The sequence below is a fragment of the Epilithonimonas hungarica genome (genome assembly GCF_900102265.1).
Taxonomy (GTDB): Bacteria; Bacteroidota; Bacteroidia; order Flavobacteriales; family Weeksellaceae; genus Epilithonimonas; species Epilithonimonas hungarica.
Genome location: NZ_FNBH01000001.1, coordinates 1,588,197 through 1,599,617, shown reverse-complemented (window position 1 = coordinate 1,599,617; position 11,421 = coordinate 1,588,197). Strand labels below are relative to the sequence as shown.

The 11,421-nt window shown below is 39.3% G+C and carries 10 protein-coding genes; 1 reads left to right on the top strand and 9 read right to left on the bottom strand.

All coding sequences use genetic code 11. The annotated features are described in order from the left end of the window. From BLT30_RS07295 to BLT30_RS07280, 4 genes are all read right to left on the bottom strand, one after another. Positions 1 to 2,123: hypothetical protein (locus tag BLT30_RS07295; RefSeq protein WP_139166602.1), on the bottom strand; the 2,123-nt coding region annotated here is incomplete at its 3' end. Between the two features lie 10 nt (positions 2,124 to 2,133). Beyond that, a complete protein-coding gene (locus BLT30_RS07290; RefSeq protein ID WP_089872798.1) occupies positions 2,134 to 3,843 on the bottom strand; it encodes a T9SS type A sorting domain-containing protein in 1,710 nt (569 codons plus the stop codon). A gap of 581 nt (positions 3,844 to 4,424) precedes the next feature. Beyond that, positions 4,425 to 5,066 carry a DUF6266 family protein gene (locus tag BLT30_RS07285; protein ID WP_089872796.1) on the bottom strand — a complete coding sequence of 214 codons (642 nt, stop codon included), beginning with the start codon at positions 5,064 to 5,066 and terminating at the stop codon, positions 4,425 to 4,427. 562 nt (positions 5,067 to 5,628) lie between these two features. Further along, positions 5,629 to 5,889 (bottom strand): helix-turn-helix domain-containing protein, encoded by a 261-nt coding sequence (locus tag BLT30_RS07280; protein WP_089872795.1) that lies wholly within the window; start codon positions 5,887 to 5,889, stop codon positions 5,629 to 5,631. A gap of 354 nt (positions 5,890 to 6,243) precedes the next feature. Between BLT30_RS07280 and BLT30_RS07275 the strand changes: the two genes are divergently transcribed. Next, the gene (locus BLT30_RS07275; RefSeq protein WP_089872792.1) at positions 6,244 to 6,534 is read left to right on the top strand and encodes a GIY-YIG nuclease family protein; all 291 of its coding nucleotides are present in this window, start codon (positions 6,244 to 6,246) and stop codon (positions 6,532 to 6,534) included. A 230-nt stretch (positions 6,535 to 6,764) separates the two neighbouring features. Here the strand turns inward: BLT30_RS07275 and BLT30_RS07270 are convergent, their stop codons facing one another. The 5 genes from BLT30_RS07270 to BLT30_RS07250 all read right to left on the bottom strand — a co-directional run bounded on the left by BLT30_RS07270 (position 6,765) and on the right by BLT30_RS07250 (position 11,398). After that, complete coding sequence (locus tag BLT30_RS07270) at positions 6,765 to 7,721, bottom strand: transporter (protein WP_089872948.1); 957 nt, start codon at positions 7,719 to 7,721, stop codon at positions 6,765 to 6,767. A gap of 241 nt (positions 7,722 to 7,962) precedes the next feature. Further along, complete coding sequence (locus BLT30_RS07265; protein ID WP_089872790.1) at positions 7,963 to 9,033, bottom strand: cytochrome-c peroxidase; 1,071 nt, start codon at positions 9,031 to 9,033, stop codon at positions 7,963 to 7,965. Beyond that, a complete protein-coding gene (locus BLT30_RS07260) occupies positions 9,026 to 9,847 on the bottom strand; it encodes an MbnP family protein (protein WP_089872788.1) in 822 nt (273 codons plus the stop codon). Before BLT30_RS07260 ends, BLT30_RS07265 begins: the two co-directional genes overlap by 8 nt. 461 nt (positions 9,848 to 10,308) lie before the next feature. Then, on the bottom strand, positions 10,309 to 10,665 hold the full coding sequence (locus tag BLT30_RS07255) for a hypothetical protein (RefSeq protein ID WP_089872786.1): 357 nt from the start codon (positions 10,663 to 10,665) through the stop codon (positions 10,309 to 10,311). Between the two features lie 64 nt (positions 10,666 to 10,729). Then, positions 10,730 to 11,398, bottom strand: coding sequence for a superoxide dismutase (locus tag BLT30_RS07250; protein WP_089872783.1), 669 nt, complete (start codon positions 11,396 to 11,398; stop codon positions 10,730 to 10,732). Between the last annotated feature and the right edge of the window lie 23 nt (positions 11,399 to 11,421).

The window sequence follows — 11,421 nt, the reverse complement described above, 5'->3', positions numbered from 1 at the left end:
ATCAAATTGTTGTTCGCCTGGTTGAAACTCTTCTCCGAGATATCCGTCAAGGAATTACTATTGGAATCGTATGTGATATCTGTCGTCGTGATCTTATCGAAGAAAGAATCCATGTAGTATTTTACCGTTCCATTAGGGTTCTCGTACAAATAGAGTTTGGTCTCATCAAATGGCGGAAAGGTATAATCATAGATCGTTTCATGCGTTTTGATATTATCTGCCCCATACACCTCTTTTTTATCCAACAGCCCATTTTTGACCAGATTGAAATTGGTTTGTACATCGATGTTATTGAACATAGTAATGGGATAGTCTCCTGCTGATTTATAATAATATTTGGCATATCCTGGCTTATCACTCTCTGTCACTTTGAAGTTTTTATAAATGAAGACATCTTCCTGGTCCTCAACTGGTACACCACTCGATAATCCCGAACCATCAAATAAAGTATAATCATAAGTAATTGTTTTTTTGAGGTCATAAGTATTAAGAGCATCATTATTATAAGGGATACTATTTTCAGCAATATCATAGAATTTCGTACTTTCCAGCACAGGAAGCCCCACTTTAATGTAAGTTTCATAAGGAGGCGCTTTTAAAGTTTTTTCCATAACATCAAAGGTCCCCTTTCCACCAGAACCATAAACTTCCAAATATAGATTATGGGAAGGTATTATGATATAATTATCAGTTTTGCCGATTAGAGGGGACAAAATTTTCCCCGTAAGAGCATCTACTAACCTGTATTCAAATTGTAGCGGGAGATCTTCCCCTAAAGTAGGGTTTTGTGTAGTATCATTGGGATACCACTCACCTCGCGAAAAACTTACAAAAATCATTGTTTCCGCATATGTAAATTTGGATGCATCCAAATAATATTTTGTCTGATTTTTAGTGTCTATATTATGTTCGACCTTAGTTGTATATTCATGTATTCCATTGATAAACACGCCTGGGCTTTGTAAATAAGGCAAGTTGGAGGGATTATTATAATCTACTGGATTCTTTACTTTGTTAAACCCAAAATTATATTCGATCTTTTGTCCTGATGAAAAGCTGATCTTGCTTAATAACTCTTTGTCCCGATCTACTGCACCACTTATACCATATGGGTCATTTGTATAAATTTTAGTCCCAAAACCAATCTTATCCAAGACAACATTATTTTTATCCATCTTTTCTATTCCGCTAATATCCCTATACCATATATCGCTAATACCAAAATCAGTTTCTTCATCATCAATATGATTAGAATGTATATCCAACTTACTTTTAGAAACAAAATTTCCCTTATGATCCTTCAAAATAACACTGTCTATAAAGTAACGGTCTTGAATCGGGAAATCCAGTCCTTGAGAATCACTATCCCCATGCCCAAAATTAACACTTCCATAAGCCGTGGTGACTGTTGTTGGTAAATAACTCCAAGTATCATTTTTATCGTTGGCATATTTTGTGTTGTTGAACGTGGCCACAGTTCTATTTAAGGCATCCTCCACCCTTGTGACATAGAAAGTATTTCTAAGCTTCATGGTAGGTGACGTACCAGTCCCATTACTATATGTAAATTTACTTTCATCATATTCTGTAAAATAATATTTATATCCTTTACTATCTTTTACTGTAAAGGACTTTACAACTCTTCTATCGCCAGCCCAAGTGATTGCTATCCTTTCTGATTCGATAATGATATTACTGGGGGTCAATTTTATGATCTTATATGTATCATTTGGATAGACTCCATGTTTTTCGAATTTGAAACTGCCCTGTTCACCATTGACATTATAATAATAGATATCATCCCAATAATCATTGGTCTCTATTTCGTCTGGGTAACTATTTTTAACAGCTCTTGTGATGGTAAAATTACTACCCGTCAGCGCCCAGTTCTTTGCAATCAATCCAGAGTAGCTACCTTTCCTGTAAGCATTGGCATTATAGGCGAGTCCAAAATTAATGGTCATATCCTTGGTGGCCGGAAGACTTACTAAAGGAAATGATATATCCGGTACGCCCGTCTGATAGGCGGCTGGAGAATTGACAGAAGCAGCCAGAGTATTATCCTGTGCTTTGTAGGATATACCTGCCAATAAAATAAATAATAATTGTAATCTTTTTCTCATAGTTTGTGTTTTATTCTTTCACGATCTTAGTAGTTAGTTTTTTGTCTTTCTGGGTCGGGATACTCGCCTTGATGATATAAACACCCTGTGGTAATCTTGAGGTATCCACTTTCGTTACCTTATTCTTTGTTTGTAACTTCTGTATAACCTTACCTGTCATATCATACAGATAGATTTCGGCTTCATTGAAGTCCAATCCTATCTCCACATAGGCATAGTCCTTCACAGGATTCGGGTAGATCCGGATATCCTTGTTCTCCATCAGGTCCTCCACATCACCGTCCAGCAGTTTCACCACCTTCCAGTTCTCTTTGCCCAGCTCCTCTGCACTTGTCCCTGCCAATATGTACGAGCCGTCCCTGTTCAGTATTGCACTCGTCAGTCTCTCTTCTTTCTTCTTGTCCTTCCCTTCCACATACTTCCTCCACACCTCCTTGCCATTTCTGTCGATGTACAGCATCCAGAACGTCTCATCGTTCTTCTCCACCTTGCCTTCCGACTGCGTGAAACCGCCGATGAGGAATCCTTTCGTCCCGTCCTGGTTCTTTTCTCTCTGTCCCTTTATCTCATTCAATGACATCAGCACATCCCTGTTCCTGAAATTGTAAGACTGCTGCCATTGTTCATTGCCGTCTTCATCCAAAGCCAAAACCCAAAGATCAGTTCCTTCTTCCAACTTAGCTCTCTTATTTCCCGAAGTCTGTGATCTACTTTCGCCACCGATAATGTAACCTGAATCTGTTAGTGCCATAGTTCTGACATGATCATCTTCACTCCCTCCAAAGTTCTTTTCCCACTGGACATTCATATTCTTGTCCAATTTCACGATCCAATAATCCCCTTCTCCATAATTCTGTTCTTTCTTACCATAGAAAGTAATATCATACGATTCAGAATATTGAGGATTTGATGCTGAAGTATTAGTATTGCTAGTAGAATTGTTTACGGATGATTCAGAATGATTGTTTTGTGAGGATATTGGATTTAGATCTTTAGAATTAATCTTTGATCTGGTTTGACCTTCATACATTCCACTTCTTGAGTAGATACCTAACAAAGCTCCGCCATCTTTCGTAGGAATCACTTTCTCGACTTCATCCAAGCCATTACCCCCGAATATTAATTGGCTGATGATTTTTCCTTTCTGATCCAATTTTGTGATGAGGACATCTTTAGAACCGTAGCCTAATTTGGGATGGTTGGTTGAACCTGCCACAATATACCCTTGGTCTGTTGTCTGGGTAACACTTCTGGCTTCTTCATTATATCGTGTTCCTATCGTCTTCTGCCATTCTTCTTCCCCGTTCTCATCAATCTTGATCACCCAAATATCAGAAGAGCCATTGCCTTTGTCCTTCTTGTCCAGGGCCGATGAGGAATACGAGGTGCCTGCCAACAGAAAACCACCTTCCTGAGTGGAAATGGTGGAACTGAGGTAGTCATGACGATTCCCCGAGAAATACCTCTCCCAGACCTTTTGACCTTGTTGGTCAAGTTTTAGGATATGATAATCGTAACCATTGTTTTGATTGGAGCCTGGGTTCTGATCCTTTTGGATGGAAGATCCGGATACCAAATACTGTCCGTCTATCGTGACAGCAAGCCCGGAAAGGAAATCCTGAGTATTGGAATCTATGTTCTTTTGCCAGCTCACCTTTTGGGCATGGGCATGGACATGGCACAGGACAAGAATGCCCACGCCGATGCTGAGTCTTTTCATGTTATGAGTTTTTATTGATTAAAAATAGTTATACGATCTATCTGATCTATTTTCTTTGATCTTTTTGCAAAAATAAATTTTAAAAACGACAAAACTTGACGTATTATATATTTTTTTATTAAAATTTTATAGTTTTTATCTTCGATAACGGATTTTACTATGTAATATTTTGATTTATTCGTAAATTTTTATTTCTTAATAAAATATACACTAATAAAAAAACTGATCGGGGCTTTGTATTATATTATATCCATTCATTAAAAAATCAAATTATATAATATTAATCCGGAATAGGGATCTTTAAAACGCAAAGCCGCACAAAGAATTAACTACCTGATTCAAAATATAAGATAAACCAAGACGTAAAACTTATCAAAGTAAACATCGTTTTGCATTACTTTGACAAATGAAGTGGCATTGTACAGCTTAAAAACGTTTCAGAAAGTAAATATTGCTTGTTTTCCTTTGCGATAAAATAATTAAATTTCTGAAAAACAATTATTTAAAATATTACTTATCCCGAACGCAGCTTCATATATGCTCCATAAAGAAAGATCCACTCTAGCGAGTGGATCGATCGTTTAGATAACCTGGTGTTGTCCCAGATAGAAACTGGTGGATGCCGAGGTCTGCTTCTCGTTGTTGAGAAAAGCATAGGCCTCCATCGTTTTGCCGATGCAGTAGTTCGGGAGCGTGACATCTGCCATCAGGTCGGAGCGCATTACAATGCCCTCAAAGATCTCAAAATTCTTCAGCTCCGCACAGTAGCAAACGATACTGACCTGGTCTGACGGAGCAGCATTCCCCTGGGTACTGTTGTCCTCCCAATCCAGATGCAGCACGCCACCTGCCTGTGTAGTCAGTACCGCATTCTGAAACCCTGTAAGGTCACCTTTGGTAATGAGCACCTTGTTGTAGATCAGCTCCGGAACATCTTTCTGTACCTCAACCGCCTCATTGATGGTATAGGACACCGCCATATTCACCCTGGACCTCACACCACTCGACGAGCCAAAATACCGTGACTGGATGGTTTTGAGCGGCTGAAGGAAGGTGATGACCAATTTGAACCTGAGCTGCTGCATAGCCTGTTTTTCTGATGGAAGCCTCTGGGTCACTTTGGGACGGCTCCTGATGATGTCCTTGCCCCGCCAGTTAGCGCCTACTACTGTTCCTACTTTTCCTGAGAATCCGCCTAGGATCCCTTTGTTGATTGTTGCCATAACATTTGGTTTTTAATGTTTAATGACACGAAGGTATAGCAGAAAATATCACTCTGTATACCCCTGACAGGTTTTGACCGGTTTTGATTGATTTTGACCGGGTATCTGCTGCATTTCTTCGGAAAGGCTTCGAGGTTTCTTCGGGTCTTCTTCGGAAAAAAGATGTTTTTTCCGAAGAAGACCCGAAGGATTATCGAAGAAAACATGAATGGAAGTTGAAACATGTTCTTTTTAGTTGTTGAGGTTTTGATATCCTTCGACTCCGCTCAGGATGACAGTTTTGATTTTGAGAAAAACTTCTCGCAGATCTAGAGTATCTTGCAGGTTTTTTAATGCAAAGAAGTTGGACGGATGGTGGTGCTTTGGGGGTATTCGGGTCTGCCCAAGATGCTATATATTTAACCAAAATTGGGATAAGGCATAATGATCAAAGTATTAGAATTTAATATCACATCTTATCCCGAACTGAGATCATTTATGGAAAATGGTGTTTGTTGATCTGGAAAATATATCCCTCTCTTCTGTAGGCACTATTGCTTTAACTGATAATGTTTATGTAGTTCTATTTCAGCAGGTCTTCTATCGACCTACGGGAATAATAATATTTACCACCCAGCTTGATATATTTTATCTTTTTGTTTCGCCTCAAACGGTAGATAGAGCTGTCGCTCAGGTTGTAGATCTGTTTGAGGTCAGCACTGTCCAACAGATCTTTGGATTGGCTTTTGGTCCCAAAGTTGTCCAGACGGTTGAGGATCTCATACAGCAAAATAATAGATAGGTCCTCACCCGGATCGGAGGAATAGAAATTTGTTTTCATCATTTTAGTTTTTAGGAAAATAATATAAATTACTTATAAAACGAAAATAATATTGATTATATTCTATAATTAAATAAAATTTTACCATTTTACACTATTTTTTATCAAGTAGCAGAAATTAAATATTTAATTAGAAGTAAAAACCTGTCCGCTCGTCAGTTCGAGTAGCGGAATGAAGTGGAGCATATCGAGAACCTCGTCTTATAAATACAAACGGTTCTCGATACAATTTTTCTCCGCCCCTGCTCCGAAAAATCACTCGAACTGACGAGAGCTCAACAGTTCTAAATCCAAATAGGTTTAAAAAAAATATTGAGAACATCAATTATTTCTTATATTTAATAAGATCTTATAATCATGCTTTTATCTTATGTCTATATTTTAGAATGTTCCGACGGCACTTATTACACAGGAGTTACAGAAAATGTCTATAAACGGCTTGATGAACACCAAGATGGTAAACACTTTGGTTCTTATACATTTAGCAGAAGGCCTGTGCAATTAGTTTATTTTTTTCAATTTATGGATATAGAGTTAGCCATTGTTTTTGAAAAGAAGATTAAAAAATGGTCACAGGCAAAGAAGCTAGCTTTGATAGAAGGTCGTTTCGAAGATTTGCCCAATCTTGCTAAAAAAAAGTTTAAATAGTACAAGCTCCTCGATATAATTCGTCTAATGACGAATCACTCGAAGTGACGATATTATATTCAAATAACCAAATAAGACGTTAGTTCGAGTGTTTTCGTAGCAAAGCGAAGAAAATGTATCGAGAACCCCAATTATACACCTAATCCAAAAATTTCCAATACAATTCGCTTAAGAACGAATCACTCGAAGTGACGGTTAAAAACTTCTCTATAATAACCATCCATTCAGCCTTATATCCCAAAGTTCACAAACAAGCTGAATCTGGATCTGGCTTCGATATCGCCGCCCGCCAATTGCGCATAAGCAGGTAACATCAGCTCACTGCCAAGACTGAACTTCTTGTAAGATATCTCAAATCCCAGTTTACCATACAAGGCACTGCCAGCAGTCCTGGGCATCACTTCGCCGAACTGCCTGTTCCGATCATAAACTTCACCCTGTAATCCAAGCTTCCCTGAAAAAATGCTATCCTCATTGCGCCAAAGTCGGTAAAACCCTGTTGCCACATAGTTCCACTGGTTACCGAAGCGGTAGTGTTTCCTGTTTTCGGTCTTGATGGTATAATCGGTATTCAGCATTAATGCAAAGAGGTTTTTCTGAAATTTGTAACTCAATGCCAACTGGTAATCCCAACTCCCTGTCCCCAACTGGAAACCCGGATTAACTCCCGTAATGCCTTTCTCATCAAATTTCCCCAACGGAATCTTCATACCAATACCGCCATTCAGCTGATGGTAATCGCTTTTGGATCTAAGGATTTCGTAAATCCCCATTACGCTGGCATCCCCTATTCCGCTGATATTGATATCGCCCTGTAAGGTTTTCTTCTCATGAAACTGAAACGGAAGGCTTCCATAGATACTCAATTTCTGGGTCACAGGAACCTTACCCCAGATCTGAATGGTATTGAAATACTGGTCCTGCGTCAGATCCTGCATGAACAGGTTTTCTTTGGCCCTATAATGCTGTGCGAAGTATTTGACTCCGACGAACTGGGGATTGAGCAACGACTCAAAGCCGGAAGAACCGTTGCCGGCAGCACAACCGCAGGCATCGCAGAAGAATTCTTCGTATCTGGATAAAGACTGTAACCGGTTTTGATATTGAGGGATATAGAGGCTGTCTCTATTGGCTTTTATTTGCTGAGACAGGATAAAAAGTATCAGGAATAGTATTGATTTTTTCATTTGTTGAGGGTTTGTTTGAACCATAAAGGCACAAAAGTTTTTATTGATTGTGAACACAAAGCGCACTAAGTTTTTATTTAAAATGTTATTAAGGTTCACAAAGGCGCTTGCTTAGATAAAATTGATATTTCTCGCAGATCGTTTCGATTTTGCAGATCATTAAATCTCCTTGACCTGTTTGATCTGCGAGATAATTATTATTGAGATTGCTTCACTTTGTTCGCAATGACAGTGACTGTCGCTATTCTGCAAATTGTTTATTGGTAATAAATTGCTGGTCGCTGAGGGTTTTCAGGAAAGCGATGATGTATTGTTTTTCTAAAGTGGTCATTGGGATACCGATGTGTCCGTTTTGTTTCAGAAGCGGGTCCAGATTGGCTTGGTTCTCTACGTTATCCGAATAAAAATTGAGAACCGCTTCCAAAGAATAAAACCGGCCATCGTGCATATAAGGTGCGGTGTATTCTACATTCCGAAGACTTGGCACACGGAATTTCATGTTATCATTCCAGTCCAATGTTACGTGGTATCTTCCACGATCATCATACTGTGCATTATAATACATTCCTGTATTCCGGTAACTTTCATCCGTAAACAATTCCCCCGAATGACAACCCGCACATTTGCTTTGAAATAATGCCAGTCCTTGCTTTTCTTCATTGGTGAATGTTGCTGTACCTTTTTTCATTCTGTCGTATTTGGAATCGGCGGAAATCATTGTGACCATAAACTGAGATAAAGCTTTCAACACTCTTTCACCTGTAATATTCTCATCGCCATAAGCTGCTTTGAATAGCTTCTTGTAATTGGCATCTGCATTCAGTTTTGAAACGACTTCGGGCAGAGAACTGTCCATTTCAAAATCGGTGGTAATCGGAACCAGAGAACGTTCATCCAGGTTATGGCTCACGCCATCCCAAGTATAGTTTTTAAGAAATGCCATATTCTGGATTGCCGGTGCGTTGCGGATTCCCAATTTATCATCAATACCGTGGCTCACAGGATGCCCGTGGTGTGTGAACGCATACTCCTGAATATGACAGAATCCACAAGAAATGGTATTGTTACGCGACAATTTACCTTCATAGAATAATTTCTTACCCAAGGCCACTCCATTCACGGTTAAGTGATTTTTATCGGTATCAAATGCCAATGCTGGAAAATTAATCGGAATTTCCAGATTGTAAACCTTGTCTTCTTCAAAAACTTCGCCTTCATATTCATCGGAGCAAGATATCCCACAAAGCACAATGAATAAAATCCAAAGAGAACAAAATCGTTCCCTCTGGAATTGTTGAATTGAATTAATCATTATGAACGTGGTCGACTTTGAACATATTGATGAGATTGTTGCTGACATCCACCAGATGCTGACTGCTTCCCATCGCCATATTGTTATTGGTATCTAAAGTCAATGCCTTATTTCCGCTCAGGTATTGATTAAAGTCTGCCAAGATATGTACAGAAGGTGTAATATCCTTATGCACTCTCGCTGTAGTCGGTAAATCTAAAACTACTTCTCTATATAGATCTGCCGTACCGTTGGCCGTCGTGTCACCCATATTTCCGCAATGGTTCATAAACTCTGTGTCAGGAGATGATGTTCCATACTTACCTTCCAGTTTTGTAAAGATGTAGCCGGCAGCCCACGACCAGGCCATCCCTTCCTGCTTGGCCTTTTCCCAGAACAGGCCTTGCCCACCCTGGCCAATAAGATAAGCTGTTGGACTAACACCTAAACCCAATTTGATTTTCTTGTAGTTGCCTTTTGGGATTTCGGTAAGATTGACATAGACGATCCCTCCTTTGGCTTCTTCTTGGTTGATGATGAAAGCGCCTTTGTCGGGGTTATTATAATTGTATTTGAATTCGGCTCCATTTTCATCAATCAATGAGATATTGCTAATGATATATTTTAGGATTGAGAACTGGTGTTTCTGTCCGTTGACCGAAGTTTGTGTGGTCTGGTTGAGAACGATATCGCCAAGGTTGTTGAAACCGTTCTCAAACTTGAGTTGAAGATTTCCAGTTGCGTCGTCCTGAATATCTTCATCAGCGCTGTTACTACAGGATGAAAGAGTTATTATTGTGATGAATAGTAGTGATAAGAGTTTATAAATTTTCATTTGTCTAGATGTTATGTTGTTAAACTGTTGATTTGTTAAATCGTTTAACTGTTAATTGTGTAATTTTTGAACACAAAGGCACAAAAGGTTTTGAGCGATTCTTAGTTTGTAAGATACTAAGGTTTGACTTCGTCAAATATTTTTTTTGAGCTGTTCTTTTCGTTTAAGATTTTTTTCAACGCAAAGGCATAAAGGCTTTTTGAGCGATTCTTTGTTTTAAGGCGCAAGGTTTGACTTCGTCAAATACTAATAATTCTCTGCTGTCTTTAATTTAAAAAGACGGTTATTTTTTTGCTGAAATACGTGTTTTGTGCTCTGCTGCGATAGGGAAAGCAGCGGTTACCCCACAGGGCAGCGGCGGAGCGAAGCGGAGCCGTTGACCGAGGAGTATGAGTGGATAGCCCGACCCGAGGGTTGCTTTAGCGTCGGAGAGGGAATCGCCCTAATAATAAATTGAAAATCTAAATAATGGGAGGTCTGAAAACGTGTTTCAGGAACAGATAAGAATAATCTGTGGTATGTGTGAAAATAAGGCTGGTAAAGAATCTCTGCCCTACTGTTTTGACCGCAGAAATATCAACCGGAATGTAATAGTCGATGATCTTCTGTGTCGGACTTTTGGATTTGGAATCTTCCGAGCTGTTTTTTGCAAGCTCTTTTCCGAGGTAACATTTGCCGTTGCAATGCAGTTCCGGCTTTTTCTTGTTGATACACAAAACCTCTGAAATATAATCATAGTTAACCACATACTCCACCAATGGCAACACCGGTTTGAGCACCAAATAAAAGACGAGTAACAGGTTAAAGATTAATTTCAAAAGTCAGTTTTAAGGATTTTAAAAAGCACAGACAAGCTGTGCTTTTTTTGATATATCGAGGTTGTTATTTAATAGCTTCCTCGTATCTTCTGCTGATCTCTTTCCAGTTGGTGACGTTCCAAAGGGCTGCCAAATAATCTGCTCTTTTGTTCTGATATTTAAGGTAATAAGCGTGCTCCCAAACATCAATCCCGAAGATTGGCGTTCCTTTGACCTCAGCAATATCCATCAAAGGATTATCCTGATTACCAGTAGATGTAACAGCCAATTTTTTATCCGCCGTCACAACCAACCAAGCCCAACCCGAACCGAAACGGTCTGCGCCGGCTTTGCTCAGTTTCTCTTTCAACGCATCCAGACTTCCGAAGGAATCGTTGATCGCCTTTGCTAATTTAGCAGAAGGCTGTGTGTTTTTCTCAGGCGTTAAAACCGTCCAGAACAACTCGTGGTTGTAGTGTCCACCAGCGTTGTTTCTAACCGCAGGGCTTTCTTTGGAAACGTGGGAAAGGATCTTTTCCAAACTTTCTTTTTCTAGTGGAGTTCCAGCGATAGCCTTATTAAGATTAGAAACATAAGCCGCCGCGTGCTTTGAATAATGGATTTCCATTGTCTGCGCATCGACAGAACCTTCCAAAGCATTGTAAGCATACGGAAGTGGCGTTTGCTTGAATTGTGCTGCTGCAAAAGTCGCTGCAGATATAGCACTTGCTAGAAATATTTTCTTGATTTTCATATGAATAAATTTAATTTATTTTT